This is a genomic window from Weizmannia sp. FSL W8-0676, assembly GCF_038593015.1.
Taxonomy (GTDB): domain Bacteria; phylum Bacillota; class Bacilli; order Bacillales; family Bacillaceae_C; genus Weizmannia; species Weizmannia coagulans.
The window spans coordinates 1,892,427-1,917,566 of the sequence record NZ_CP151954.1 but is presented as its reverse complement, the minus strand read 5'-3'; the positions used below and the strand labels follow the sequence as shown (position 1 = coordinate 1,917,566).

General features: G+C 46.7%; 31 protein-coding genes and 1 pseudogene. 26 read left to right on the top strand and 6 right to left on the bottom strand.

What is annotated here, in order from left to right; translation table 11 throughout:
* The first annotated feature begins 32 nt into the window (after positions 1-32).
* The gene (locus NST20_RS09485) at positions 33-1,151 is read left to right on the top strand and encodes an RNA-guided endonuclease TnpB family protein (RefSeq protein WP_014095882.1); all 1,119 of its coding nucleotides are present in this window, start codon (positions 33-35) and stop codon (positions 1,149-1,151) included.
* Between the two features lie 179 nt (positions 1,152-1,330).
* Here NST20_RS09485 and NST20_RS09480 read toward each other — a convergent pair whose 3' ends face one another.
* Positions 1,331-1,771 (bottom strand): YndM family protein, encoded by a 441-nt coding sequence (locus tag NST20_RS09480; RefSeq protein WP_013859759.1) that lies wholly within the window; start codon positions 1,769-1,771, stop codon positions 1,331-1,333.
* Positions 1,772-1,930: 159 nt separating this feature from the next.
* Between NST20_RS09480 and NST20_RS09475 the strand changes: the two genes are divergently transcribed.
* From NST20_RS09475 to NST20_RS09420, 12 genes are all read left to right on the top strand, one after another.
* Positions 1,931-2,143, top strand: a complete 213-nt coding sequence (locus NST20_RS09475) for a hypothetical protein (RefSeq protein ID WP_013859758.1) — start codon at positions 1,931-1,933, stop codon at positions 2,141-2,143.
* A 17-nt stretch (positions 2,144-2,160) separates the two neighbouring features.
* Entirely contained in the window at positions 2,161-2,292 is a 132-nt protein-coding gene (locus tag NST20_RS09470; protein WP_234969463.1) for a DUF3918 family protein, read from the top strand.
* Positions 2,293-2,530: 238 nt separating this feature from the next.
* The gene (locus tag NST20_RS09465; protein ID WP_342399336.1) at positions 2,531-3,622 is read left to right on the top strand and encodes an AI-2E family transporter; all 1,092 of its coding nucleotides are present in this window, start codon (positions 2,531-2,533) and stop codon (positions 3,620-3,622) included.
* 417 nt (positions 3,623-4,039) lie between these two features.
* Positions 4,040-6,685 carry an alanine--tRNA ligase gene (gene alaS, locus NST20_RS09460; RefSeq protein WP_342399335.1) on the top strand — a complete coding sequence of 882 codons (2,646 nt, stop codon included), beginning with the start codon at positions 4,040-4,042 and terminating at the stop codon, positions 6,683-6,685.
* 146 nt (positions 6,686-6,831) lie between these two features.
* Entirely contained in the window at positions 6,832-7,104 is a 273-nt protein-coding gene (locus tag NST20_RS09455) for an IreB family regulatory phosphoprotein (RefSeq protein ID WP_019720823.1), read from the top strand.
* Positions 7,101-7,517, top strand: coding sequence for a Holliday junction resolvase RuvX (ruvX, locus tag NST20_RS09450; RefSeq protein WP_013859753.1), 417 nt, complete (start codon positions 7,101-7,103; stop codon positions 7,515-7,517). The genes NST20_RS09455 and ruvX overlap by 4 nt, the downstream gene beginning before the upstream one ends.
* 12 nt (positions 7,518-7,529) lie before the next feature.
* A complete protein-coding gene (locus NST20_RS09445) occupies positions 7,530-7,835 on the top strand; it encodes a DUF1292 domain-containing protein (protein WP_013859752.1) in 306 nt (101 codons plus the stop codon).
* Positions 7,836-8,021: 186 nt separating this feature from the next.
* Positions 8,022-9,122 carry an endolytic transglycosylase MltG gene (gene mltG, locus NST20_RS09440; protein ID WP_342399334.1) on the top strand — a complete coding sequence of 367 codons (1,101 nt, stop codon included), beginning with the start codon at positions 8,022-8,024 and terminating at the stop codon, positions 9,120-9,122.
* A gap of 101 nt (positions 9,123-9,223) precedes the next feature.
* Positions 9,224-9,865 (top strand): O-methyltransferase, encoded by a 642-nt coding sequence (locus tag NST20_RS09435; RefSeq protein ID WP_342399333.1) that lies wholly within the window; start codon positions 9,224-9,226, stop codon positions 9,863-9,865.
* Between the two features lie 5 nt (positions 9,866-9,870).
* The gene (udk, locus tag NST20_RS09430) at positions 9,871-10,506 is read left to right on the top strand and encodes a uridine kinase (RefSeq protein WP_265115161.1); all 636 of its coding nucleotides are present in this window, start codon (positions 9,871-9,873) and stop codon (positions 10,504-10,506) included.
* Between the two features lie 153 nt (positions 10,507-10,659).
* Positions 10,660-11,130, top strand: coding sequence for a transcription elongation factor GreA (greA, locus tag NST20_RS09425; RefSeq protein ID WP_013859748.1), 471 nt, complete (start codon positions 10,660-10,662; stop codon positions 11,128-11,130).
* Between the two features lie 172 nt (positions 11,131-11,302).
* Positions 11,303-11,917: a DUF1510 family protein gene (locus NST20_RS09420; protein ID WP_017553153.1), complete on the top strand. Its 615-nt coding sequence runs from the start codon at positions 11,303-11,305 to the stop codon at positions 11,915-11,917.
* 17 nt (positions 11,918-11,934) lie between these two features.
* On the opposite strand, the gene NST20_RS09415 is transcribed toward NST20_RS09420, so the two are convergent.
* Positions 11,935-12,141, bottom strand: a complete 207-nt coding sequence (locus NST20_RS09415; RefSeq protein WP_017553154.1) for a YrzA family protein — start codon at positions 12,139-12,141, stop codon at positions 11,935-11,937.
* A 116-nt stretch (positions 12,142-12,257) separates the two neighbouring features.
* On the opposite strand from NST20_RS09415, the gene mtnN reads away from it, so the two are divergent.
* From mtnN to sigK, 6 genes are all read left to right on the top strand, one after another.
* The gene (gene mtnN / locus NST20_RS09410; RefSeq protein WP_327077391.1) at positions 12,258-12,950 is read left to right on the top strand and encodes a 5'-methylthioadenosine/S-adenosylhomocysteine nucleosidase; all 693 of its coding nucleotides are present in this window, start codon (positions 12,258-12,260) and stop codon (positions 12,948-12,950) included.
* 88 nt (positions 12,951-13,038) lie between these two features.
* Positions 13,039-13,317 (top strand): YrhC family protein, encoded by a 279-nt coding sequence (locus NST20_RS09405; protein WP_230951705.1) that lies wholly within the window; start codon positions 13,039-13,041, stop codon positions 13,315-13,317.
* 372 nt (positions 13,318-13,689) lie between these two features.
* Positions 13,690-13,833: a YrzI family small protein gene (locus NST20_RS09400; RefSeq protein ID WP_013859742.1), complete on the top strand. Its 144-nt coding sequence runs from the start codon at positions 13,690-13,692 to the stop codon at positions 13,831-13,833.
* Positions 13,834-14,357: 524 nt separating this feature from the next.
* The gene (ahpC, locus tag NST20_RS09395) at positions 14,358-14,921 is read left to right on the top strand and encodes an alkyl hydroperoxide reductase subunit C (protein ID WP_013859741.1); all 564 of its coding nucleotides are present in this window, start codon (positions 14,358-14,360) and stop codon (positions 14,919-14,921) included.
* A gap of 14 nt (positions 14,922-14,935) precedes the next feature.
* On the top strand, positions 14,936-16,492 hold the full coding sequence (ahpF, locus tag NST20_RS09390) for an alkyl hydroperoxide reductase subunit F (RefSeq protein WP_013859740.1): 1,557 nt from the start codon (positions 14,936-14,938) through the stop codon (positions 16,490-16,492).
* Between the two features lie 164 nt (positions 16,493-16,656).
* Entirely contained in the window at positions 16,657-17,382 is a 726-nt protein-coding gene (sigK, locus tag NST20_RS09385) for an RNA polymerase sporulation sigma factor SigK (RefSeq protein WP_013859739.1), read from the top strand.
* Between the two features lie 38 nt (positions 17,383-17,420).
* Here sigK and pssA read toward each other — a convergent pair whose 3' ends face one another.
* From pssA to NST20_RS09370, 3 genes are all read right to left on the bottom strand, one after another.
* Positions 17,421-17,960: a CDP-diacylglycerol--serine O-phosphatidyltransferase gene (gene pssA, locus NST20_RS09380; RefSeq protein WP_237348235.1), complete on the bottom strand. Its 540-nt coding sequence runs from the start codon at positions 17,958-17,960 to the stop codon at positions 17,421-17,423.
* Positions 17,961-18,052: 92 nt separating this feature from the next.
* Positions 18,053-18,193, bottom strand: a complete 141-nt coding sequence (locus NST20_RS09375) for a sporulation histidine kinase inhibitor Sda (RefSeq protein WP_017553160.1) — start codon at positions 18,191-18,193, stop codon at positions 18,053-18,055.
* Between the two features lie 397 nt (positions 18,194-18,590).
* Positions 18,591-19,502: a cation diffusion facilitator family transporter gene (locus tag NST20_RS09370; RefSeq protein WP_342399332.1), complete on the bottom strand. Its 912-nt coding sequence runs from the start codon at positions 19,500-19,502 to the stop codon at positions 18,591-18,593.
* A gap of 202 nt (positions 19,503-19,704) precedes the next feature.
* Between NST20_RS09370 and NST20_RS09365 the strand changes: the two genes are divergently transcribed.
* From NST20_RS09365 to NST20_RS09335, 7 genes are all read left to right on the top strand, one after another.
* Positions 19,705-20,403 carry a VIT1/CCC1 transporter family protein gene (locus tag NST20_RS09365; protein WP_342399331.1) on the top strand — a complete coding sequence of 233 codons (699 nt, stop codon included), beginning with the start codon at positions 19,705-19,707 and terminating at the stop codon, positions 20,401-20,403.
* A 91-nt stretch (positions 20,404-20,494) separates the two neighbouring features.
* The gene (gene crcB / locus NST20_RS09360) at positions 20,495-20,908 is read left to right on the top strand and encodes a fluoride efflux transporter CrcB (RefSeq protein WP_026683581.1); all 414 of its coding nucleotides are present in this window, start codon (positions 20,495-20,497) and stop codon (positions 20,906-20,908) included.
* Positions 20,909-20,921: 13 nt separating this feature from the next.
* Positions 20,922-21,287 (top strand): fluoride efflux transporter CrcB, encoded by a 366-nt coding sequence (gene crcB / locus NST20_RS09355; RefSeq protein ID WP_013859735.1) that lies wholly within the window; start codon positions 20,922-20,924, stop codon positions 21,285-21,287.
* A gap of 247 nt (positions 21,288-21,534) precedes the next feature.
* Positions 21,535-23,088 carry an IS5 family transposase gene (locus NST20_RS09350; protein WP_265114716.1) on the top strand — a complete coding sequence of 518 codons (1,554 nt, stop codon included), beginning with the start codon at positions 21,535-21,537 and terminating at the stop codon, positions 23,086-23,088.
* A gap of 173 nt (positions 23,089-23,261) precedes the next feature.
* Positions 23,262-23,480 (top strand): hypothetical protein, encoded by a 219-nt coding sequence (locus tag NST20_RS09345; RefSeq protein WP_342399330.1) that lies wholly within the window; start codon positions 23,262-23,264, stop codon positions 23,478-23,480.
* Complete coding sequence (locus NST20_RS09340; protein ID WP_342399329.1) at positions 23,473-23,949, top strand: hypothetical protein; 477 nt, start codon at positions 23,473-23,475, stop codon at positions 23,947-23,949. The genes NST20_RS09345 and NST20_RS09340 overlap by 8 nt, the downstream gene beginning before the upstream one ends.
* A 22-nt stretch (positions 23,950-23,971) precedes the next feature.
* Positions 23,972-24,514, top strand: coding sequence for a TPM domain-containing protein (locus NST20_RS09335; protein WP_342399328.1), 543 nt, complete (start codon positions 23,972-23,974; stop codon positions 24,512-24,514).
* A gap of 149 nt (positions 24,515-24,663) precedes the next feature.
* Here the strand turns inward: NST20_RS09335 and NST20_RS09330 are convergent.
* A pseudogene (locus tag NST20_RS09330) lies at positions 24,664-25,083 on the bottom strand (glucosaminidase domain-containing protein); the annotation flags it as partial.
* Positions 25,084-25,140: the final 57 nt, after the last annotated feature.

Below are 25,140 nucleotides of genomic sequence, written 5' to 3'. Positions count from 1 at the left end.
AAATTTTTCCGCACAAAGTGAGGTGAATGGATATGGCCAAGCAAAACAAAGCTTTCAAGTTTCGTTTGTTACCAAACAAAGAACAATCCGCATTATTAGCTAAGACATTTGGTTGTGTTCGCTTTGTCTACAATAAGATGTTAGCTGAACGCAAAGAAACGTATGAAAAGTTCAAGGATGATAAAGAATTGCTTAAAAAGCAAAAGTTTCCGACCCCTGCAAAATATAAAAGTGAATTTCCATTCCTAAAAGAAGTGGATTCTTTAGCTTTGGCAAATGCACAAATGAACTTACAGACTGCTTATAAGAATTTCTTTGAAGGAAATGCGGATTTTCCAAAGTTCAAAAATCGTAAAGCAAAACAATCCTATACAACTAATATGGTCAACGGAAATATTAAGCTAGAAAATGGTCATATCAAACTGCCAAAAATCAAAAAGCCAATAAAAATGAAACAGCATAGAGAGATACCTGCTGATTATAAAATCAAATCTTGCACTATTTCTAAAACAAAGACAGGCAAGTACTACATTTCAATTTTGACAGAATATGAGAAAGATATTCGTCCAGTTAAAATACAGAAAGTTGTTGGTTTGGATTTTGCTATGGATGGTCTATATGTCGAGAGTGAACAGGGTAAGAAAGCCAATTACCCACGTTACTATCGGCAAGCCTTAGATAAATTAGCAAAAGCACAACGAATTCTTTCTCGAAGAAAGAAAGGTTCTGCACGTTGGAACAAGCAACGACTAGTAGTGGCTAAGTTACATGAGAAAGTGGCGAACCAACGCATGAATTTTCTTCATCATAAGTCAAAAGAATTAGCTTCTAACTTTGATGCTGTCGTGATTGAGGACTTGAACATGAAAGGGATGTCTCAAGCCCTTCACTTTGGGAAAAGCGTTCATGATAACGGCTGGGGAATGTTCACTACTTTCTTAGCGTATAAGCTAAAAGAACAAGGGAAACAACTTGTGAAAATTGATAAGTGGTTTCCCTCCACTAAGAAGTGTTCATGTTGCGGCAAGGAAAAAGAAATGCCATTATCTGAACGTGTATATAAATGTTCTTGCGGCTTTGTATTAGATCGCGATCACAATTCAGCAATCAATATCAAAAATGAGGGATTACGCTTATTAGCGTTATCATAAGTAACAAAACTCTTGGAACAAGAGGGTTAGCTCGGTCAGTTTTCGTTGGCTAGTAAAAGCAACGATAAGTCGAGAAGCCCCCACTTCAATCAAACCGTAAGGTTGATAAGTGGAGGGTAGTTCACACTTAAAGATAGATATAGCAGTTCATGTGGCATTTAAAACATCCAGGCAAGCCCTTATTGCTGTTTCTTTCCCGTTTCTGGGCGGATTTCCTCTGCTGTTTCCGTACCATACCGGAGGCTTGATGCTTTGCTCCGCCGCGGGACCCCTTTTTGTAGCACATAGTCGGCCAGATATTGGTGATAAAAATATTCGAATACGCTGATGACGACGGCAGCACCGAGCGAAACCGGAAGCCCCGGCAAATTGTTGTGGGCGAAAAACCGGGTCATCCCCCAGATGACAGAAAATGCAAGCCCGAAGTCTGAGATCAGCACAAACCAATCCGCTGTGCGCGGAAGAAGGCCGAGATCAGCCAAAAAATAAGAAATGACGCCAAGAAGCAGCGCTGTAAACAGCACACCGAAAAAAGACATGCCGTAAATGAGGCCGAGCACCAAATACAACAAAATAAAATGCCCGGCGATTTTAATCAAAAGCGGTTTAATGTTTTGCATACATGTCACTTCCTGTTGTTGGTTTTCTATATTTTTTCCGGAATGGGCGATCATACGCTGGGAACCGTTCCCTTGCATGCCGCCCGTCCGCCCCGGCAAACGATACATGCCGGTTTGACGTATGCTTTTTGGAAAAATTGGGCATATTGGTAAGCAAAAATGGCGCTTGAAAGCGAGGTGCTTACCATGCAATGCCCGAATTGCCGGAGCAAGGACATCGGAAAAATCGGCGTGAACCAGTATTACTGCTGGAACTGTTTTATTGAACTGTCGATTGCAAAAAATACGATCCATACCCATCAGGTGGAAGAAGACGGCACATTGAGCTCTTTGGATGATTTGTTTGAGGAAGAAGCGCGCAAACTGAGCTGATGGAGGGAATGGGGAAAATGAACAAAATGCTGATGGCTGCGGCCGGTTTTGGTGCGGGGATTGCCGCCGCCCAAATGGCGAAGAATGGCTTCGCGGACAGGCGGCAGATGCGGAATATGGCAAAGCGGGTGCGAAAGGCATTCCGTTAAATCTGCATACCCGGTAAAAACCCCGGCCCCGTTTCCCTCGCCAGACGCCAGCGGCCGAAATGGAACGCACGGATGCATCATGCCAAATGGCGGATACCCCTGTTCGCCGGCAGCTCGTTCATAAGGTGTATGCGCCCTCCGTATTTCAGTTGTCCCAAAGGTTGCTGCATTGGATCGGTGATAAAAATCCTCATAAACTTCCCTCTTTCGCAAACACTTGAAGGAGGGAGGTTTTTTTATGCAACGGTTTCGCGGTACATGGCTGTATAAATTATTTTGGCTGTTATTCATCCTGGTTATTTTATATGTGCTGCTTTTGCTCAAGCCTTTTTGGGCGCCCGTATTGCACGTCGCATTGGCGGTATGCCTGCCGCTTTTGATCGGCGGCTTTATCGCTTACATCCTCCATCCGCTTGTTGAATTTCTTTATAAAAACGGGCTGCCGAGAGGGCTTGCCATCCTGATCATCTATATTTTGTTTTTTGGCGGCACCGCTTACGGGATTTACAGAGGGCTGCCGCTTGTGATCGCCCAAATGAACGATCTGTCGGAACATCTGCCGCAGTTTGCCGACCAGTACAGGGATGGCGTTGTTTACTTGCAAACATCGATGAAGCACTGGCCGGACGGGCTTCAGGACCAGATTGACGAGCGCATTGAACGCTTTGAATTATGGCTCTCTGCAAATGTTTCAAATTCAATCAACATGCTGATGCAACTCGTCAATTACGCCATTGCGCTTGCCGTCATTCCGTTTATTTCATTTTACCTTCTGAAAGATTTTGAACATGTCAAAAAAGCGGCCCTGGCATTGACGCCGGAAAAATGGCGGCCGTCCGCAGCAGAATTTATTCGCGATGTCGACCGGTCGATCGGCGGCTATCTCCGCGGCCAGCTTTTGGACTGCCTGTTGATCGGCTTTCTTTCTTTTGTCGCATTTGCCATCCTTGGCATGAAATACCCGATTTTACTCGGCATCATCATCGGGGTCACCAATGTCATTCCGTATTTCGGCCCGGCTTTGGGCGCCATCCCCGTTTCGGTTATCGCGGCGACCATCTCATTAAAATTTGTCCTTTATGTCGTCATCATTGTGTTCGTCCTGCAATTTATTGAAAGCAATATCCTTTCCCCTTTTATTGTCGGAAAATCTTTGCATCTTCACCCGCTCTTTATTATTATCGCATTGATCGCGGGGGAGGAAATCGCGGGGATCGCAGGGCTAATTCTCGCTGTGCCGGCGCTTGCCGTGCTGAAAGTGGCCATCATCCATGCTCGCAAAACTTTGCGCTTTTCAGGCCGCACGAATCAAGTTGACAAACCGGAGTAAACTTTTTTATAATTTACCCATGAACATACGTGTCCTGTTGGCAAAACGGGCTTTTCGGACAGGGATTTGTCCGGATGGCTTAGAAATTGCGTGGCACAGGCCGTTCCTATTGACAGAACTGCATATCAAAAAACGAAGAAAGATCGAGTATGTTATCGCCCATTTTAAACCGTGATGCACGGCCCAGAGAGGAATTTCCGCGGCTGAAAGAAATTCCAAAATGAAGGATAACAGAACGCTAATCCGGAGTGCAGCCAAACCCTGCCGTTTTGCCCCGTTACCGGCACCCAAAGAGAAAGGCGTTTTTTGCCTTTAATCAGGGTGGTACCGCGAGCAAGCCTCTCGTCCCTGTCCGGGATGGGGGCTTTTTTGCGTCCAGGGGTTCCGGTTTTCATAAATCACAGAGGAGGTTTTCTCATGAAAAAAAGATCAAGTGCGGAAATCCGCAGCATGTTTTTGGACTTTTTTAAGGAAAAAGGGCATAAAGTCGAGCCGAGCGCTTCGCTGATCCCGGTCAATGACCCGTCGCTGCTTTGGATTAACAGCGGTGTGGCCACTTTGAAAAAATATTTCGACGGAACGATCATTCCGGAAAACCCGCGCATTGTCAACGCGCAAAAAGCAATCCGGACAAACGATATTGAGAATGTCGGAAAAACGGCGCGCCACCATACATTTTTTGAAATGCTCGGCAACTTTTCAATCGGGGATTATTTCCGTGAAGAAGCGATTGCCTGGGCATGGGAGCTCCTGACTTCCGACAAATGGTTTGGCATGCCAAAAGAAAAATTGTATGTCACCGTTTATCCCGATGACCTGGATTCGATTGCATGCTGGAAAAAAGCCGGGGTGTCCCCGGATCATATTATCCCGCTTGAGGGCAATTTCTGGGAAATCGGCGAAGGGCCATCCGGGCCGGATACGGAAATTTTCTTCGACCGCGGCGAAAAATACGACCCGGAACGGTTAGGCATCCGGCTCCTTCAGGAAGATATTGAAAACGACCGCTATATTGAAATCTGGAATATCGTGCTGTCCCAGTTTAATGCGATACCAGGGGTTCCGCGCAGCGAGTATCCGGAGCTGCCGAAGAAAAACATTGATACCGGGATGGGCCTCGAACGGATGGCATGCGTGCTGCAAGGGGTCGATACCAACTATGACAGCGACCTGTTCATGCCGATTATTGAAGAGGTTGAAAAAATTTCCGGCAAAAAATACCGTGCCGGAAATAAAGAGGCGGATACGGCATTTAAAGTGATTGCCGACCATATCCGCACCGTTGCCTTTGCGGTTGCGGACGGGGCGCTGCCGTCAAACGAAGGCCGCGGCTATGTTTTACGCAGGCTTTTGCGCCGGGCGGTCCGATACGCCATTCAGCTCGATATTCACGGCGCTTTTATGTACAAGCTTGTGCCGACGGTCGGCCGGATTATGAATTCCTATTATCCGGAAGTGGAAAAAAATGCCGATTTTGTGCAAAAAGTGGTCCGTTCCGAAGAAGAACGTTTCCAGGAAACGCTGAACGAAGGGCTTTCCATTTTAGAAGAACGAATCAGGGCGGCAAAGAAAAACGGCCTGGAACAGCTGCCGGGCGAAGATATTTTCATGCTTTACGATACGTACGGCTTCCCTGTTGAACTGACAGAAGAGTATGCGCACGACCAGGGGCTCCGTGCCGACCATGAAGGCTTTGAAAAAGAAATGGAGCGGCAGCGGGAACGCGCGCGCAACGCCCGCCAGCAGGCAGAATCGATGTCCGTCCAGGGCGGCGTGCTCGGCAATATTACAGTGGAAAGCGAATTTATCGGTTATGACCGTCTTGAGGGGACGGCCCATGTCGTTGTGCTTTTAAAAGACGGCGACATCACAGAGTCGGCTGTAAGCGGAGATGAAATCCAGTTCATTTTGGATAAAACTCCTTTTTACGCGGAAAGCGGCGGCCAGATTGCCGATAACGGCACTTTGACAGCAGAAGGGCTGAAAGTAGAGGTCACAAATGTGCAGAAAGCACCGAACGGCCAAAATCTGCATCAGGGCGTTGTCGTATCGGGCACCATCAAAACCGGCCAGGAAGTATTTGCACAGGTGGACGGGGCAAAACGCCGCGACACGGAAAAGAACCACTCCGCCACCCATCTGTTACACCAGGCATTGAAAGATGTGCTCGGAATTCATGTTAACCAGGCCGGATCGCTTGTCGAACCGGGGCGCCTCCGTTTTGACTTCTCGCATTTCGGGCAGGTGACAGAAGAAGAACTCGAAAAAATTGAAACGATTGTCAATGAAAAAATTTGGGCAAGCCTGCCGGTTACAACCGATTTGAAAAAACTGGACGAAGCGAAAGCAATGGGAGCGATGGCGCTGTTTGGCGAGAAATACGGGGAGATCGTCCGCGTCGTTCAAATGGGCGGATACAGCCTGGAACTGTGCGGCGGCTGCCATGTTTCAAACACGGCCCAGATCGGCCTGTTCAAAATTGTCTCCGAATCCGGGATCGGTGCCGGCACCCGGCGGATTGAAGCGGTGACGGGAAAATATGCTTACGGATTGATGCAGGAACAGCTCCACCTTTTAAAAGAGGCAAGCGCCAAATTAAAAGCAAAACCAACAGAATTGCCGGGCCGTATCGACGCCCTCCAGCAGGAATTGAAAGAAGCACAGCGTGAAAATGAATCCCTGGCTGCAAAACTCGCCAATATCGAAGCCGGATCGCTTGTGGACCGCGTAAAAGTGGTAGACGGCATAAATGTGCTCGCGGCGAAAGTCGAAGCCGGCGACATGAACCAGCTGCGCAATATGGCGGACAATTTAAAACAAAAACTCGGAAGCGGGATTATTGTCCTCGCTGCGGCAACAGGCGGGAAAGCCAGCTTCATTGCCGGCGTCACCAAAGACCTTGTCGAAAAAGGGTACCATGCTGGGAAGCTTGTAAAAGAAGTGGCATCGCGCTGCGGCGGCGGGGGCGGCGGCCGTCCGGACATGGCGCAGGCCGGCGGCAAACAGCCTGAACAAATTGATGCCGCATTACAAATTGTAGAAGAATGGGTAAAATCCGTTTGATTCGCGCAAAAAGTAGTGTACAATGAAACAAAGCTGGTTGTTTACACGGATCATTTTCAGGCAGAAAACGGAAAATGCACCTTTAAAATTTGTGTAAACCGGAACATCTAAAAAACGCCAAGCTTTAGTAGAGAGGTGCTGCGATAATGAGCTCATTCGATGAAACGATGAGATTTAATTTTCCGGAAGAACCGACGGAACACGAGGTCAAGGAAGCTTTGCTTCATGTATACAGCGCGCTGCAGGAAAAAGGCTATAATCCGATTAACCAGATTGTCGGATACCTCCTCTCGGGCGACCCGGCTTATATCCCGCGCCATCAGGATGCCCGGAATATGATTCGCAAACTGGAGCGGGATGAAATTATCGAAGAACTGGTCAAATCGTATTTGAAACAACATCGCGGGGGATTAAATTGAAAATTATGGGCCTTGATGTCGGTTCGAAAACCGTCGGTGTGGCGGTCAGCGATGCCCTGGGCTGGACTGCCCAAGGCATCGAAACGATTGCCATCAATGAAGCAAAGGGCAATTTCGGTTTCGACAGGGTCGCTGAGCTCGCACAAATCCACGGCGTCGAAAAAATTGTCGTCGGTTTCCCGAAAAATATGAACAACACGATCGGCCCGCGGGCAGAGGCCTCAAAGGTTTATGCTGAAGAATTAAAAAAACGGCTCAATCTGCCCGTTATTTTATGGGACGAACGTTTAAGCACGGCGCAGGCAGAAAGAATATTACTGGAAGCCGATGTCAGCCGTAAAAAAAGAAAAAAAGTAATCGATAAAATGGCGGCAAGTGTAATTTTGCAAGGATTCCTTGACAGCCAAACTTAATGGGGTGAAGAAATGACACATAACCATGAACATGACCACGAAGACCACCAGCATATTACCGTAGTGGACGAAGACGGAAACGAACAATTGTATGAAGTGCTTTTTACGTTTGAATCCGAAGATTTCGGAAAATCGTACGTTCTGTACTATCCGATTGGCGCGGAAGAAGACGAAGATGAAAGCATTGAAATCCATGCTTCCGCCTATGTGGAAAATGAAGACGGCACAGAAGGGGACCTCCAGCCGATTGAAACCGATGAAGAGTGGGAAATGATCGAGGAAATGCTGAATACGTTTCTCGATGAAGAAGAAGCATAAACGGATCTTTAACATGCACACGGGACAAACCGTGTGCATTTTCCGTCTGCCGGAATGGATATTCCCTTTTGAAAAGAAAATGAAATAAAACTTGGCGAAATTTGTAGTATAATGGACAGGAAAAAAGCCGAAAATGGCTTTCTGTACTTGTTTTAAGATTTTTCTTATTGAGAGGAAGATTCTGTTTTGGCCGGAAAGGAAAATCCGTTTCAAATGTTGCTTCAAAAAATGAAGCAGAAACCGAAATTATGGATAGCCGCATGCATTATCATGCTGGCTGTTGTTGTTTTCGGAGGGGCAGCCTTTTTTTACGTGTCGGCGCTGAAACCGGCGGAGCCCGGCAACCATAAGACAAAACTCGTCACGATTCCGCCCGGCTCCGGGGTAACGGAGATCGGGCATATTTTGCAAAAAAACGGGATCATCCAAAATGCCTGGGCTTTTGCGATTTATGCGAAATCCCACCGCCAGTCCGGTTTAAAGGCAGGCACTTATCAAATGTCACCGTCCATGGATACAAGCACGATCGTCCGCAGCATGCAAAAAGGCGGTATTGCCATGATCCGCTTTACCGTGCCGGAAGGAGCCGGCCTTGAGGAGATTGCGGAGATCATCCAGAAACATAGCTCCTTCCGGAAAGAAGAGGTGCTCAAGCGGGCAGATGACCCCGCTTTTGTACAGCATTTGATGAAAAAATACCCGCGCCTTGTGACAAAAGAAGTTTTCAATCAGCAGATCCGGCATCCGCTCGAGGGCTACTTTTTTCCGGCGACCTATTCGTTTTATGACCGGCATGTACCGCTCGATGCCGTACTGGAAACGATGGTGGCTAAAACAAATGCGGTTTTTTCCGCTTACGCCGGACAAAGCACACAAGCCCGTTTAACGCCGCACAAACTGCTGACGATGGCTTCGCTTATCGAGGAAGAAGCAACTGAAAAAGCGGACAGGGCGAAAATTTCAAGCGTCTTTTACAACAGGTTAAAGAAAAACATGCCGCTGCAGACGGACCCGACCGTGCTGTATGCTTTAAACCGGCATAAAGAAAAAGTGACGTATAAAGATTTGCGGGTGAATTCCCCTTATAACACATACAAACATAAAGGCCTTCCGCCAGGCCCGATTGCAAGTCCCGGAGAACAATCGATCAAGGCTGCGCTCAAGCCTGAAAAAACCGATTACCTCTATTTTCTTGCAAATGTGGATACAGGGAAAGTCTATTTTGCCAATACATTGAAGGAACATAATGCTTTAAAGGAAAAGTACATTGCGAAGGCGAAACGGTAAACATTCGCTTTCCCGTTTGAAATGTGCTACGATAATAAGCGGAATTTTTTTGAGAAGCAGGGAGAAGTTATGGAAATGTGTTTATGCCGGAGGGCCTGCCGATGAACGGCCCGGTCGAAGCGTATATAGAGCAGTTGATGCGAAAGAATGATCCGCTATTTGAAGAAATGGCGTCTTTTGCTAACTCGGAGCATATTCCGATTATGGATTCGATCGGAATGGAAACACTCTGCCAGATGTTAAGAATCCAGAAGCCGGAAAGCGTGCTTGAAATCGGGACGGCAATCGGGTATTCGGCGCTGAAAATGGCAGATGCGCTTCCGGATGTAAAAATTGTCACCATTGAACGCGAAGAAGAAAGAGTTGCCCAGGCAAATGCGTATTTTGCCCGCACTCCCTTATCCCGGCGGATCCGCCTGCTGAAAGGGGATGCGCTTTGCGGGGACGTCATCCAAAAGACCCGGGAACTCGGCCCGTACGATGCGATATTTATTGATGCGGCAAAGGGGCAGTACCGGAAATTTTTTGATTCATTTACGCCTTTTCTGCGGGAAAAGGGATGTGTATACACGGATAATGTGCTATTTAAAGGCCTTGTGGTACAAGACTTCATCGAAAAGAAGCAAGTCAGCAATCTGGTGCGGAAAATCAGAAGCTACAACGAGTGGTTAATGCAGCATGAGCAATTTATCACCGCGATTTTCCCCGTTGGAGATGGGCTGGCAGTCAGTATGAAGAGGTGAAGGAAATGGAACGAAAGCCGGCTGTGATCGGCGTGGCCGGGGGCTCCGGGTCCGGGAAGACAAGCGTTACCCGGGCGATTTACGAAAGCTTGAAGGGACACTCCATTCTGGTGCTTGAACAGGACTTTTACTACAAGGATCAAAGCCATCTTCCATTTGAAGAAAGGCTGAAAACAAATTATGACCACCCGTTTGCGTTTGACAATGACCTGTTCATTGAGCATCTGCATAAACTGCTTTCTTATGAGGCAATTGAAAAACCGGTTTACGATTTTTCCAAACATACGCGGTCGGCCCGCACCATCCATGTGGAACCGAAAGATGTCATTATTTTGGAAGGCATTTTAGTATTGGAAGATGAGAGATTGCGCAACTTAATGGATATTAAGCTGTATGTCGATACCGATGCCGATTTGCGGATCATCCGGCGGCTTGAACGGGACATCGAAGAGCGCGGCAGGACGCTCCAGTCGGTCATCGAGCAGTATATTACGGTGGTCAGGCCGATGCACAACCAGTTCATCGAGCCGACTAAAAGATATGCGGACGTCATTATCCCGGAAGGCGGGCAGAACCGGGTGGCGATTGATTTAGTCGTGACAAAATTGCAATCCATTCTTGAACAAAAGTCTTTTTTGTAATACGATTATTTAGAATACATGGTGAGCGCGCCGGAATCTTTTCGGCGCGCTAAACAACATGGCGGAAAAAACACAGCCGCTTGCAGAAAGCGTCATCTTGTATGTTGAAACGCATACACATTTGATAACTAAGAGATATAGGAGTGAAGGGATTTGGCTCAGGAAAAAGTATACCCGATGACCCAGGACGGGAAAGAAAAATTGGAACAGGAACTGGAATATTTAAAAACGGTCAAACGGAAAGAAGTCGTCGAACGGATTAAAATTGCCAGAAGTTTCGGGGACCTTTCCGAAAATTCCGAGTACGACTCCGCGAAAGAAGAACAGGCTTTTGTGGAAGGCCGCATTACGACGATTGAAAACATGATCCGCAACGCGAAAATCATTGAAGATGACGGGACAGATACGGTATCGCTCGGAAAATCCGTTACGTTTGTGGAATTGCCGGACGGGGAAGAAGAAACGTACACGATTGTCGGAAGCGCCGAGGCCGATCCGTTTGAAGGAAAAATTTCAAACGACTCCCCGATTGCAAAAAGCCTGCTCGGGAAAAGCGTCGGAGAGGAAGTCACGGTTCAGACGCCGGGCGGGGATATGAGAGTCAAAATCATCTCGATTCAATAATCCGGAGCGAGTGCGCAGGTGTTCCAAGGTGCATGTTGTAAAGGATACGACCTGCTGCAAACGCTTATCACATCCGGATTGCGGCGGGCCATGCCCGCCGCTAACGCATTTGTGCGCCTTTTCGAGCCGGCAAAACCGTGGTATGATAAGGCCAGGAAATGGAGGGATGACCTTGCCTGAATTTTACAGCCGTGAAGAACGGAAACAGGCCATGCAGCAGTCAAAACGGCGGAAAACAAACATCATTTTAAATACACTGATTGTGATTGTCATCGCGCTTATTTGTATCGTGGCTTACTCCATTTTTTTCGCCGGGAACGATAACGCAAAACCGGCACCGAAGGAAAAGAAAGCGGCCGTAACAAAGACTGCTTCGTCCGGCCATGAAACGACATCATCTCATACATCCAAAAAAACGGCGGGCAAAGACAACAAAAAATCTACCCGTAAAGTGGAAAAGAGCAATGAACCGAATGTGAAAGAAGTCATTACCGATTCCAGCTGGAAACCGGTCGGAACCGGACAAACAGGCGGGCATGTCTATTCCGCCTCATCCACTTCGCTTGACTGGAAGGAAAAGCTGAAGGCATTGTCTTATGCAACAGGCATACCGGAAGACAATATGACGGTCTGGTTTTTGGAGCACGGGGCAACGACCGATGAGGCGATCGGAACGGTTTCTGCGAAAAATTCCGATACGACCTACCGTGTTTATTTGACATGGGTGGACGGAAAAGGCTGGAAACCGACAAAGATGTATGAATTGATCGAGAACGATAAAAAATAAGCGGCCGTCTGTGCCGCTTATTTTTGTGCCGCGAAATGGACCACGGCGGAATAATGGGGCCTGCCGTCCGCGTCAAACTGCATTTGGTGTGAAACGGACGCCACCCGGAGCAGCAAGGTTTTATTGGCTTCGATTTGATCATTGATTTTTTTCTCGAGCGCCTCAAGCCGGTCCGCTTCGAAAAATTCAATCTTATCCTCTATCCTGTCGAGTTCAAATGCCATTTTCGCTCACCTCCATGTACATCGTATCAGACGTTGTTTTTTTGGCAAGCTGTATCCACTTCTGCTTTTTTGCTATATAATGGGGATTGGAACTTTTGGACGAAAGAGGGAGTCATATGAAAATCGGAATCATCGGCGCAATGGAAGAAGAGGTGTCGATTTTGCGCGGGCAGATCGAGCATCCGCATGTTGAAACGATTGCCGGCTATGAATATACGGCGGGAAAAATGAAAGGGAAAGATGTCATTTTGCTCCGTTCCGGGATCGGGAAAGTGAATGCTGCGCTTTCTACCGGCCTTTTGCTGCAAACATACGCGCCGGATTGCTTAATCAATACCGGTTCAGCAGGCGGCGCAAACCCCGCCCTTCACGTCGGCGATGTCGTCATTTCAACGGAAGTGCGCCACCATGATGTCGACGCGACAGTATTCGGCTATGAATACGGGCAAGTGCCGCAAATGCCGCCCGCTTTTTTGGCGGATGAGAAACTTGTCCGGATTGCGGAAAGCTGCGCAGGGAAATTGCCTGGCATTCAGGTTGTGAAAGGATTGATTGCTACCGGGGACTCGTTTATGGATGATCCTGCGAAAACGGCGGCTGTAAAGGAGCACTTCCCGGAAGTGCAGGCGGTGGAAATGGAAGCCGTTGCCGTCGCACAAGTGGCATGGCAATTTGGCATCCCGTTTGTGATCATCCGCTCCCTTTCCGATATTGCAGGGCAGGAGTCCGGGATCTCTTTTGATGAATATCTTGAAACGGCGGCCGTGAACTCTGCCCATCTTGTCACGGGTATTGTTGAAAATCTGTAGACCCATTTTTTTCCTTTCTTTCCTGTAATTACTTGTCTTTTTTATGTTTCATCTGTGATAGAGTAGGTTTAGCAGATTGATAGAAAGGGTGAGGCGGTTGAAGAAAGCGAAATCGATGTACGTGAAAATGGTGGATTTTAAAATGTACGGCATCGTGCTGCTTGCTGTGACGGGCTTTTTATATTTGGGTGCGGTGATGCCGATCGAAGGGAAATCCGAACTGGGGACAAAAATTTTACTCGTTGCGTCAAGCGGGTTTGTTGCCGTATCTGTTTTGTTTTTCTCGATTTCACGCGCTTACCATAAACGGCTTTTAAAAAGCGAAGAAGGCGCACAACTTTTACAGCGGAATAATCGCAAATCATAATGGAAAAGGCAGGGGCCTTTGTAACCCGGGCGGTGCAGTAACGAAGCACACGGTTGTCCGGCATACAAGGTTTTCGGCCTTTTTTTATTTTTTTGCCAATTTGCGGTTTACAAACCCGCCGGAATTGGATATACTTTCCTATGTAAGCAAATTCAAAGGAGGTTGGAGAACATGGCATACACAATCCTATTTTCAGCAGTTGCAACTGAACATGTTCTGCATCCGCTCCGTATCGGTTTGAATTTGCGCTGATTTTTTAATTTGACGCACAAGCCGCAGGATGCATTTGCCTGATCCGTGCGGTTTTTTCCGGAAAGCCGCGGGATCATGCCGGTCCTGCGGCTTTTTTGTGCCCTGAAGGAGGTGGAAAAAATGACATTAAATTTAATCTTTATTACGGTCACGATTAAACGGCTGAAAAAGACAGCAGAACAAAGGCAGCGTGATGAAGAAGTTTTCAGGCTGTACGATGAAATGAATGCGAAGCGTGAAGCATTCCAAGTAAGGCATTTTTAAGCAAAAAAACATCTTGAGAAAGGAGCGGTTGACGATGGCCCGTTATCAGAGACGTTTGGACTTTATCTTTATGGAGACAGATTCCACCTAGCAAAACCGGATCAGGGGATGGCGCTATGTTTTTGCATATTTTGATTTTTACCGCTGTTTTCCACAGGCGGAAAAGGAAAAGCTGATGGCTGCGGCCACCGGCTTTTTTGACATTGATTCATTGAAAAGCATTCTCAATAGTGAAATGGGAGAGCGGCAGTCTTTGGGCGCAAAAAATTTCAATTATCTGCCCTGATTTTCAATTACAAGCGTGCAAAAAAGAGGCGGAAACAGCATAAAAAACATAAATATCATGGTTTTATGACTATATCATTTAAAATCCGGAAACGATAAAATAGAAATCCGGGTGTAATTGCTTGACAAGAAATTAATTCCATATAATAATTGGTATTGAATTAAAATGATTATTGTTTGCTGGCCGGGCCGGCAAACCGTGATCATTCACACAAATGATTTTAAGGAGGAATTGCACGATGTCCCTTATTGGCAAAAAAATTGAACCATTCAAAGCACAAGCATACCGCAACGGCGAATTTGTCGAAGTAACGGATGAAAATTTCAAAGGAAAATGGAGCATTGTCTGCTTCTATCCTGCTGATTTTACATTTGTCTGCCCTACTGAACTGGAAGATCTCCAGGAACATTATGCCGCTTTAAAAGAACTCGGCGTGGAAGTCTACTCGGTTTCAACAGACTCCCATTTTGTGCACAAAGCATGGCATGACCATTCTGAAGCGATCAGCAAAATCGAATACACCATGATCGGCGACCCGACACAAAAACTCACCCGCATGTTCGATGTATTGCGCGAAGAAGAAGGCGTTGCCGACAGGGGCACTTTCCTGATCGATCCGGACGGCGTCATCCAAGGGGTTGAAATCAACGCTGACGGCATCGGCCGCGACGCAAGCATTTGGATCGACAAAGTGAAAGCCGCACAATATGTACGCCAGCATCCAGGCGAAGTATGCCCGGCAAAATGGAAAGAAACGGGTGAAACACTGAAACCAAGCCTTGATCTTGTAGGCAAAATCTGAGGAGATGAACCGATATGATACTGGATGAAGAGATTAAAGCGCAACTGGCCCAGTATCTGCAAATGATGGAGGGCGACGTTCTGCTGAAAGTGAGCGCGGGTTCCGATGAAACATCGCGGAATATGCTCGAACTGGTCGACCAATTGGCCGCCATGTCGCCCCGGATAAAAGTGGAAAACACAAAACTCGAAAGAACCCCGAGTTTCAGTGTAAACCGTCCGGGAGAAGACACCGGGATTATATTCGCGGGCGTGCCGCTCGGGCATGAGTTTACCTCGCTCGTTTTGGCCCTGCTGCAGGTCAGCGGCCGCCCTCCTAAAGTGGATCAGAAGGTCATTGACCAGATTCAAAGCATAAAAGGCGAATACCATTTTGAAACCTATGTCAGCTTGACTTGCCAGAACTGTCCTGTTGTGGTACAAGCCTTGAACATCATGAGTGTGCTCAGTCCGAATATTACGCACACGATGATTGACGGGGCTGCATTTAAAGAGGAAGCGGAAGGAAAAGGCATTATGGCCGTCCCTTCCATTTATCTGAACGGCGAATTCTTTGAAAGCGGCCGGATGGAAGTGGAAGAAATTCTTGCCAAGCTTGGCAGCACAGCGGATCCGTCCGAGTTTGAAAAGAAAGACCCGTTTGATGTGCTCGTCATCGGCGGTGGACCGTCCGGCGCAAGTGCAGCCATTTATGCGGCACGCAAAGGCATCCGGACAGGGATTGTCACTGAACGCATTGGCGGGCAGGTGCTCGATACAGTCGGCATTGAAAACCTAATCGGCACGAAGTATACGGAAGGCCCGCAACTTGCTGCAAACCTTGAAGAGCATGTCAAACAGTATAATGTTGATATTATGAATCTGCAGCGTGCAAAACGGGTTGAAAAGAAAGATCTCGTTGAGGTGGAATTGGAAAACGGGGCTGTATTAAAGAGTAAAACCGTGATCATCTCCACCGGTGCACGCTGGCGCAACATCAACGTGCCGGGCGAAGCAGAATTCAAAAACAAAGGTGTGGCATACTGCCCGCACTGTGACGGGCCGTTGTTTGCCGGTAAACATGTTGCCGTAATCGGCGGGGGAAACTCCGGCATTGAAGCGGCCATTGACCTTGCTGGTGTGGTCAAACATGTAACCGTCATTGAATTTATGCCTGAATTAAAGGCGGACCGTGTGCTGCTCGAGCGCCTTTACAGCCTTCCGAATGTGACGGTTGTAAAAAATGCGCAAACGAAAGAAATTACCGGCACGGATAAAGTGAACGGAATCACATATATTGACCGTGCAACCGGGGAAGAACACCATATTGAACTCGAGGGCGTGTTTGTCCAAATCGGCCTTGTCCCGAATACCGAATGGCTTGGCGATACAGTGGAACGGACACCGCGGGGTGAAATTGTGGTGGATAAGCGCGGCGCGACCAGTGTTCCGGGCGTGTTTGCCGCAGGAGACTGCACAGACAGCGCTTATAAGCAAATCATTATTTCGATGGGGTCCGGCGCGACAGCTGCGCTCGCCGCTTTTGATTACATCATCCGGGAAACGAAAACGGATGAAGCTGTACACAATTAAGGAATCTTTTCAACCGCATTACAGCGCGCTGTAATGCGGTTTTTTGATTTTTTTAAATGCCGTGCAATATTTACCAGACCGTCTTTTCTTCGGGACAGACACAATTCCGCCTCCTTGTTCATATGTTTGAACTATATAGGCTCAAGCCTAATGGAGGTGGAAGGATGTCGGGGATCTTAACTGCGGTAAGCTATATGATGAAAGAGCTTGTTTTTTTGGTTTCCTATGTGAAAAACAATGCTTTTCCACAACCTCTTTCGGCAAGCGAAGAACGGAAATATTTGAAGCGGATGGCGGAAGGCGACGCGGATGCCCGGAATATTTTAATCGAACATAACCTGCGGCTTGTAGCGCACATTGTCAAAAAATTTGAAAATACCGGTGAAGATACAGAAGATCTCATCTCGATCGGGACGATTGGCCTGATCAAGGCAATCGAAAGCTACTCGGAAGGGAAAGGGACAAAACTTGCCACATATGCGGCCAGGTGTATAGAAAATGAAATACTTATGCATTTAAGAGCTTTAAAGAAAACAAAAAAAGATGTTTCGCTGCATGACCCGATCGGCCAGGATAAGGAAGGAAATGAAATTTCGTTAATTGATGTTCTCCAGTCTGAAGCGGAAGACGTATTTGACACGATCCAGCTGAATATGGAGCTGGAAAAAGTGAAACAATTCTTTGACATATTGGATGAACGCGAAAAACAGGTGATCATCGGCAGATTCGGCCTGAATTTAAAAAAGGAAAAAACGCAGCGCGAAATTGCGAAGGAGCTCGGCATTTCAAGAAGCTACGTTTCCCGTATTGAAAAGCGGGCCCTCATGAAAATGTTCCACGAATTTTACCGGCTTGAGAAAGAAAAAAGAAAGGAACAAAACGGCGAATAATGAAAAAGGCACATTGCAAAATTTGCAGTGCGCCTTTTTCATATTTTTTTTAACTTAAACGGCGCCACCATCAGGACCGATAACAGCACCATCCAGACGAACAACCAGAAGTGGGTGACATAAGGAACGGCAAAAAAACCGGCTGTTACACATAAGCCTGCTACGGGGATCGGAAGCCCGTAAAAAAAGCCTTTTTGCTTGCTGATATTAAACCGGGCGAGCCGGATCATCCCGCAAAGCATATAAAACATGGCGGCCAGCATACCCGGAATGCCGTACAGACAAAACAGCGCTGTATGGATCAGCATGGCAGGCGCGGCGCCAAACGAGAGCAAATCGCAAAGGGAATCAAGCTGCTTGCCGAGTGCGGATTCCGTTTTTAGCTTCCTGGCCAGTTTCCCGTCATAACGGTCGAACAATACAGCGGCAAAGATCAGGGCTGCGGAAACCGCCGGCTCGTGATTGTCGCAATAAAAAAGCGCTGCAGCCCCGCAGCATCCGTTTGCCACTGTCAATCCATTGGCGGCTTGCGATTTGATAAAATTCAAGATAGCATTATACCAATGATCAAAATCCACCCCCGTAAACCTCCCAACTGCCTTTATTTTTATACATATTCACAAAAATAGGATTTATCACACAAAAAAAGCCACATATCAAGCAAAAGTGGCTAGGAGGTTGCTTTGATTTTATGCGTCAGCGACCGGCGTTCAATCTCTTTTTCAATGAGCTTAACAAACTCGGAACTTAATTTCAGTTCTTTTGCTTTAAAATAGGACTCGATCAATAGTTCATCAGATAACTTATACATTTGTACCACCTCCGAAAATCATGTTCTTTTTTTAAAGCAGCCCGCGTATCATAAAGATAGAGTATTTGTACCCTTACTTTATCAAATTTAGTCTTGCGGAACAAGCGTTCTTTTATCCACAGTAGAATGTTTATATCTTGTGGGTAAATTGTTTATAAACGCGCGAAGGACTGGTGTTACTTTGTGCAAAATGTGTATAAGAATATCCACAACGAAGGAGAAATGTAGAAATCTGTCGAAAAGTTTTTGCTTTTGAAGGAGCAAAAGAAAAAAGCTGCACGGTGGCAGCCTTTTTTCTTTTGCCGGTACACGAGGAAAATCTGTGTTGTGCCCGGAAGAGATCCTGCATGGGGCCCGGCTATAATCTTGCATTGCCGCAAGTTTTGTTTATCTGCTTTTACACTTTGTTGTCCGGCGCTAGCCCGCAAACATAAGTCCCTTTCTCAATCTGGATGGTAGCGTGCTCGATCCCGAATTTGTCATGCAGTTCTTTTTCCAGCTTTTCCAGCAGCTGGTCGTTGTCTTCAATTTGGGAACGGACAATATGGACCGTCAGTATCGTTTCTGTCGTGCTCATTCCCCATATATGCAAATCATGGACGTTGAGCACGGTCGGAATTTGTTCTAAATAGGTTTTAATCGCACCGGCATCAACGCCTGCAGGCACCGCATCAAGCGAAAGGTCGGCCGCTTCCCGCAACAGGCCCCATGTCCCTGCAAAAATCACAACCGCAATGATGATGCTTGTAACCGGATCGACCCACTCCCAGCCTGTGAACAGGATAATCGCACCTGCGATGACAACGCCGAGTGAGACAAGCGAATCGGCAGCCATATGCAAAAAAGCGCCGCGGATATTGAGGTCAGTTTTTCGCCCGGACATAAACAGTAAAGCGGTGATGGTATTAATAACGATCCCGATCACGGCAACGATCATGACCGTTTTGCCTGCGACAGGTTCCGGATGGGCAAAACGCTGGATTGCTCCGAGAAAGATCGCGCCGATTGCAATCAGCAGAATAATCGCATTTAAAAGCGCAGCCATCACGGATGATTTTTTATAGCCGTATGTGCGCTTTTTTGTTGGCAATTTTTTGCCGAGCCAGACAGCGGCCCAGGCAATAATGAGCCCGAGCACATCGCTCAGATTGTGGCCTGCATCCGCCAACAGCGAAAGGGAATCGGAAAAGAAGCCGTAAATGGCTTCAACGGCAACAAAAAGAATATTCAGCCCGATGCCGGCGGCGAAATCTTTTCCGTATTGTGCCGGCTCATGATGATGGTGTTGGTGTCCATGGCCGTGTGACATTTTATTGGCTCCTTTTACACATGCTGTCCAAAAGCCGGAAAACTGGCTTTTGGACGGACGTCAGTTGTTAAGTTCATTATATGCGTATCTCAAAAGTTTGCAAAGAAACTTTTACAAGAAAGTAAATTTTATGTTCATTTTCGCCCAATTCCGGCTTGACATGCTATAATAATACCTATAAAGACAGAAAGGAAGAGAAGGAATGCCAGAATATGAACATGTTGAGGAACATTTCCAGGCATCCGACACCGTCCGTGATATCGTAATTGGCATGTCGGACGGGCTGACCGTGCCGTTTGCACTGGCGGCAGGGTTATCCGGTGCAGTGGATTCGCCGGTGCTCGTTCTCGCGGGCGGCGCGGCGGAAATTGCAGCCGGTTCCATTGCCATGGGGCTTGGCGGATATCTCGCAGCAAAATCGGATGCCGAACATTATTATAGCGAATTAAAAAGGGAATACCGGGAAGTAGAAGAAGTGCCGGAACGGGAAAAAGACGAAGTCCGGGATGTATTTAAGGCATATGATCTGAAACCGGAACAAATCGAGGCAATCGTCGATAAAATGGCAGAAAACCCTGATAAATGGGTGGATTTTATGATGAAATTCGAGCTGGGGCTTGAGAAGCCGGAAAAGGGGCGCAGCTTAAAAAGCGCGTTAACGATTGCCCTGTCATATATTGTGGGCGGGCTGATCCCGCTTTCCCCGTACTTTTTTGTCACCAGGGCATCACAGGCCCTGCTTGTTTCCGTCCTGGTGACGCTCGTTGTGCTGTTTATTTTCGGGGCGGTGAAAGGGCGGTTTACCGGTTCCAATGTGTGGAAGAGCGGGCTTGAGACCGTTGTGATTGGCGGTTTGGCCGCTGCCGCTGCATTTGGGCTGGCAAGGCTTTTGACAAAATAAACGAACCCTTAGGCACGGCACGGGAACTCTTTTCACGAAAAAAGCAGCGCAGGGGGCAAATCCCATGCCGCAATGGACTGGAGGGAGCTGTATGCTATATATTTGGGTCGGGGTTGCCGGTATTTTCGGCGCTTTGGCACGCTATTATTTCGGCATATGGATCGGCATGTACACGCATGCCGTTTTTCCATATCCGACACTTGCGATCAATCTGGCCGGCTGCTTTCTGCTTGGCTGGCTTACGATGCATCTTTTTAAATCCAATAAGATTCATCCGTATATTGTAACCGCGCTTGGCACCGGGTTTGTCGGTTCCTTCACAACATTTTCGACTTTCAGCGTGGAGACGGTGCAGCTTATCCAGCAATCGCATGCGTTTGCCGCGCTGTTATATGTTTTCTGCAGTTTATCCGGCGGGCTGTTCATGTCATGGACCGGCTTTAAACTAGGCGGGATGCTGCATTCGCGGCTAAAGGGAAGAGGCGGTTCAGATACAGCGTCATGAAGGAGGCGGATTCATGGTTTTAAACGGCATTTTTATCGCAATCGGCGCCTTTTTCGGGGCGGTTTCCCGGTTTTCTCTTTCGCGGTGGATCAACCGGGCGTTTCCGGCAAAATTCCCGCTGGCCACATTTTTCATTAACCTTTCGGGCTCATTTATGCTCGGCCTTCTGTTTGGCACGGGTGCCGGGAGTTCGTGGCGCCTACTTCTCGGGACCGGCTTTTTGGGCGCCTTTACAACTTTCTCCACTTTTAAACTTGAGAATATTCAGCTGCAGGCTGACAAAAAATATCATATTCTTGTTCCGTACCTTGTGCTGAGCTATCTGTTCGGCATTGCCCTGGCATTTTTAGGCATCCTGCTCGGGAAATATTTTACATGAGGCATGAAACTTTTGGGCAGGCACTCCGTATCTTAATGATAGACGGCCGGTACATGTTTTCTTTTTTTTGCCGGGCTCATCAAAAGCGCGGTATAGGAGAAAATGAGGCAAAAAATCATATAAATAGGGCTTGCTGAATAAGCAAAAATTCCAGATTTGACAAGGATTTTGGCTACTTTTGTCGAATATAAAGTGTAAGGATTTCAAAGGAAACACGTAAAAAACCTTGCACTTGGAGGCTGTTACGATGTACAAAAAGACCGAACATCAATTAACTTTTGTAGATGATTTTTTTCTACCATTCGGTGGGAAATTAAATAAAGAAAATCGCTGGGTCCGTCTTGCTGAAATGATTCCTTGGTGGATGGCCGAAGAAAAGTATGCCAAGTCCTTCAAGAAGAAATTCAAAGGCGAAAAGGCTTATTCTGTCAGAATCGCTCTTGGGGCTCTTTATATCAAAGAACGGCTTGGGCTGTCTGACCGGGAAACAGTCGAACAGATCACAGAAAACCCGTATCTTCAGTATTTTATCGGCTTGCCTGAATTCCAGGAAAAAGCCCCATTCGACCATTCTCTGATGACTCGTTTTAGAAAACGTTTGGGCGCAAATATCATCAACGAACTGAATGAATGGATCGTTCTGGAAGAACAAAAACGCCAATTGGAAGAAGCATCTAAGGAAAACGACAACAATGATGATCAGGATCACGACGATGACGATCATGATGATGAAGATCGTAATGATCATGATCATGATCGTGGCGATCTTCAGCCTTCCGGTTCCGATTCAGAAAAGCATTCAACTGAATCGGCTTCTCCCAAAACGAAGAACAGAGGAAAGCTCATTTTGGACGCAACCTGTGCACCGGCTGATATTGCTTACCCTACAGACCTCGGGTTGTTGAACGAAGCCCGTGAGAAATTGGAACATATCATTGATGTCCTGCATGAACCACACAAAGGGAAATTACGTAAGCCACGGACCTACAGAAAAAGAGCCCGCAAGGACTATCTTTCTGTCGCTAAGCAACGTAAAGCTGGCGCCCGGAAAATCCGGAAAGCTGTAGGCAAACAGCTCGGATATGTGAAACGAGATCTGGAGATCATTAAAAATCTTGTTTCCCAAAGCTCTCTGTCTCTTTTAAGCAAAGATGAATACAGGCAACTTCTCGTGATTCATGAACTTTACCGCCAACAGGCAGAAATGTACAAAAAGAAAACACACCGGGTTGACCACCGGATTGTAAGCATTTCCCAGCCACATGTCCGTCCAATTGTGCGCGGCAAGGCAAAAGCGAACGTGGAGTTCGGTTCAAAAGTCGCCATCAGTGTCGTAGATGGTTATGCCTTGATTGAGCACCTCGACTGGGAAAATTACAATGAAGGGACCACTCTCAAGGAATCTGTTGAAAACTACTACAACCGGTTCGGATTTTATCCGGAAGCGATCTTGGCAGATAAAATTTACCGAAACCGTAATAATCTGGCATACTGCAAATCTCTTGGCATTCGTCTGAGTGGGCCAAGGTTAGGACGCCCATCCAGAACGGAAGACAAAACCTTGGAACGCGTCGCAAGGCAGGATGCCTCTGAACGTAATGCCGTTGAAGGCAAATTTGGCGAAGGCAAGCGCAAGTATGGGCTGGGCCTTATTCGAGCACGCCTTCAGGAGACCAGCGAAACAGTAGTAGCCCTTCAATTCCTCATACTGAATCTGGAGCGCAAGCTCAGGGTTCTTTTTTTGAAATTTTTACATAACACTATTTTATATTTTGATAATCGGAATTTGGCTTGTATCTGACCAAATTTGATTCGTTCAGCAAGCCCTAAATAGAGCCAGGTAGTTTTTTTATCATTTATTTGAAATCATAAAAGTGGGAAATATTTCATTAATCTCTTTCAAAATCCGTTTCTAATGTGTTAATATAAAAGATGGATTGAACTTTTGATTATTTCCATAAGGAGGAATGCTGATTGAATGAAGACAGGAAAGAACTCTTAAAGCAATTAGACAATTTAAAAAAAGAATTAGAAGAAGCAGAAGAAACCATAGATATTCTTCAGCGAGAGAACGATGAACTTAGAGGAGAAATCATGGCTCGAGATGAACGAAATGATTTGGTTATTGATGAAATAGGTTCAAAAATTGATAAACTTTTAGATTTTTTAATGGGGGGAAACAAAAATGAATAATAAACGTATTGTTTTTCTGGGAGTTTTATTGGCAATAATTTTAATATTCTCTACTTTTTTAAATGTTGGATATGTAAGTGCTTCCGGAGGTAGTAGCGGTGGAGCAGGTGCTACTAGATGCTGGGGAGTAGACCAAACAGTTAAACTTGATTCAGGTAAAAAGTTATTTCTGGCGGGTGGAGATAAGTATTATGGGTATTGCCATATTCAAATTTACCATATGGCAAAAGTCGGATCTCGCACATACAAAGGTAAGTCCCAGTTTTCAAAATTCATGGGAGAAAAAAGAACTATTGAAGTTGCTAAAGAAGTAATAGATCATGGAAAAAAAGGAAAAGTAAATAAAGCAGGAAACCATGTAAGAGAAAAATATGTAAAGAGTTTGAAACAAACTGTAAGAGTAGTATATAGAAATTCTAGTTCCAAAAAACATGATTATTCAATCACCACTATGTATCCAATAAAATAAAGACTAAAATAATTAAGTATTATTGAAAAAGGTAGTAAAAAGAGGTCTATATTTCCGCCAGTACGGGCTCGGCAATAAAACCATGAACAACGGGGTATTGCTCGTAGTGGCAGTAAAAGACAGGAAAATTAGAATTGAAGTCGGGTACGGCTTGGAGGGGGCGCTTCCGGACGGAAAAGTAGGGCGGATCCTTGATCAGTATGCCATACCGTATTTGAAAGAAAACAAGCCGGATGCGGCGGTTATCAATACGTATAAGAAGCTTGCCGCCGAAACGGCGAAGGAATACAATGTAAATCTTCAGGCCCACCCAAAGGCGTATGAGCGGCCCTCTTCCGCCCAGGCTTCCCCTTATTCGTTCTGGAAACAGATTTTGATCGGGCTTGGGATCCTTATCCTGATTTTCATTGATTTCAAGTTTCTCGGCGGGACCATGACGTATTTTCTGCTGAATATCCTGATGATGTTCTTTCGCGGCGGCGGTGGCGGCGGAAGCGGCGGCGGGGGAGGCAGCAAAGGCAGCGGCGGTTCTTCCGGAGGCGGCGACGCAAGCCGGGGATGGTAACGCCAAAGGTTCTCCTTTTTTGAACGGCCGGGAAGCCCGCTTTAAACCGCTCCCCGCATTGGCAAAAGCCCGGCAGCTATTGGGGAAATGAAAACGGTAAACGCACAAAGCAGCAGGATATAAGAGGTCCTGCTGCTTTCTTTGCATGGCTATTGATATTTCGGAATGTCCAGTTTGACCTTGCGGGAATCGAGCAGGCTGTACAGCTTATAGATGGTTACAACCTGTTTGGATGCCCAGCCGATATCCGTCGCATACTGGTTTGTGGCAGAGCGGTTCTTTGTATTCGCAACACCGGCTGGGTTCCATCTCATTTTATAAAGCGTATCCTGCCCTCTTTGCAAATAATTGCTTTCAATAAATTTGGCCCCGCCGATAATGGCAGCTTCCGGTGTAAACCATCCGGCTTTGTAGGCAAAAGCAGCACCGCTTTCCACTGCCGAACTGTCATTCGCACCGACCCCATACATGTTGTACACCGTCCGTCCTTTATATAGAACTCCCTCGGCCAGTTGGGAAGTCCCATTCCACGTTTCCAGCAGCGCATGGGAGATTAAATAGGGCTTGCTGAATAAGCAAAAATTCCAGATTTGACAAGGATTTTGGCTACTTTTGTCGAATATAAA

What these genes read in the sequence shown, in the direction of transcription:
- NST20_RS09470 (WP_234969463.1), top strand. Translation starts at nt 2,161, where the DNA reads ATGAACAAAATGCTGATGGCTGCGGCCGGTTTTGGTGCGGGGATTGCC.
- NST20_RS09480 (WP_013859759.1), bottom strand. Translation starts at nt 1,771, where the DNA reads ATGCAAAACATTAAACCGCTTTTGATTAAAATCGCCGGGCATTTTATT.
- NST20_RS09435 (WP_342399333.1), top strand. Translation starts at nt 9,224, where the DNA reads ATGAACGGCCCGGTCGAAGCGTATATAGAGCAGTTGATGCGAAAGAAT.
- mtnN (WP_327077391.1), top strand. Translation starts at nt 12,258, where the DNA reads ATGAAAATCGGAATCATCGGCGCAATGGAAGAAGAGGTGTCGATTTTG.
- sigK (WP_013859739.1), top strand. Translation starts at nt 16,657, where the DNA reads ATGTCGGGGATCTTAACTGCGGTAAGCTATATGATGAAAGAGCTTGTT.
- NST20_RS09400 (WP_013859742.1), top strand. Translation starts at nt 13,690, where the DNA reads ATGACATTAAATTTAATCTTTATTACGGTCACGATTAAACGGCTGAAA.
- NST20_RS09340 (WP_342399329.1), top strand. Translation starts at nt 23,473, where the DNA reads ATGAATAATAAACGTATTGTTTTTCTGGGAGTTTTATTGGCAATAATT.
- NST20_RS09415 (WP_017553154.1), bottom strand. Translation starts at nt 12,141, where the DNA reads ATGGCATTTGAACTCGACAGGATAGAGGATAAGATTGAATTTTTCGAA.
- NST20_RS09465 (WP_342399336.1), top strand. Translation starts at nt 2,531, where the DNA reads ATGCAACGGTTTCGCGGTACATGGCTGTATAAATTATTTTGGCTGTTA.
- NST20_RS09370 (WP_342399332.1), bottom strand. Translation starts at nt 19,502, where the DNA reads ATGTCACACGGCCATGGACACCAACACCATCATCATGAGCCGGCACAA.
- ahpF (WP_013859740.1), top strand. Translation starts at nt 14,936, where the DNA reads ATGATACTGGATGAAGAGATTAAAGCGCAACTGGCCCAGTATCTGCAA.
- ahpC (WP_013859741.1), top strand. Translation starts at nt 14,358, where the DNA reads ATGTCCCTTATTGGCAAAAAAATTGAACCATTCAAAGCACAAGCATAC.
- crcB (WP_013859735.1), top strand. Translation starts at nt 20,922, where the DNA reads ATGGTTTTAAACGGCATTTTTATCGCAATCGGCGCCTTTTTCGGGGCG.
- NST20_RS09445 (WP_013859752.1), top strand. Translation starts at nt 7,530, where the DNA reads ATGACACATAACCATGAACATGACCACGAAGACCACCAGCATATTACC.
- udk (WP_265115161.1), top strand. Translation starts at nt 9,871, where the DNA reads ATGGAACGAAAGCCGGCTGTGATCGGCGTGGCCGGGGGCTCCGGGTCC.
- crcB (WP_026683581.1), top strand. Translation starts at nt 20,495, where the DNA reads ATGCTATATATTTGGGTCGGGGTTGCCGGTATTTTCGGCGCTTTGGCA.
- NST20_RS09475 (WP_013859758.1), top strand. Translation starts at nt 1,931, where the DNA reads ATGGCGCTTGAAAGCGAGGTGCTTACCATGCAATGCCCGAATTGCCGG.
- NST20_RS09455 (WP_019720823.1), top strand. Translation starts at nt 6,832, where the DNA reads ATGAGCTCATTCGATGAAACGATGAGATTTAATTTTCCGGAAGAACCG.
- NST20_RS09350 (WP_265114716.1), top strand. Translation starts at nt 21,535, where the DNA reads ATGTACAAAAAGACCGAACATCAATTAACTTTTGTAGATGATTTTTTT.
- alaS (WP_342399335.1), top strand. Translation starts at nt 4,040, where the DNA reads ATGAAAAAAAGATCAAGTGCGGAAATCCGCAGCATGTTTTTGGACTTT.
- NST20_RS09375 (WP_017553160.1), bottom strand. Translation starts at nt 18,193, where the DNA reads ATGTATAAGTTATCTGATGAACTATTGATCGAGTCCTATTTTAAAGCA.
- NST20_RS09485 (WP_014095882.1), top strand. Translation starts at nt 33, where the DNA reads ATGGCCAAGCAAAACAAAGCTTTCAAGTTTCGTTTGTTACCAAACAAA.
- NST20_RS09365 (WP_342399331.1), top strand. Translation starts at nt 19,705, where the DNA reads ATGCCAGAATATGAACATGTTGAGGAACATTTCCAGGCATCCGACACC.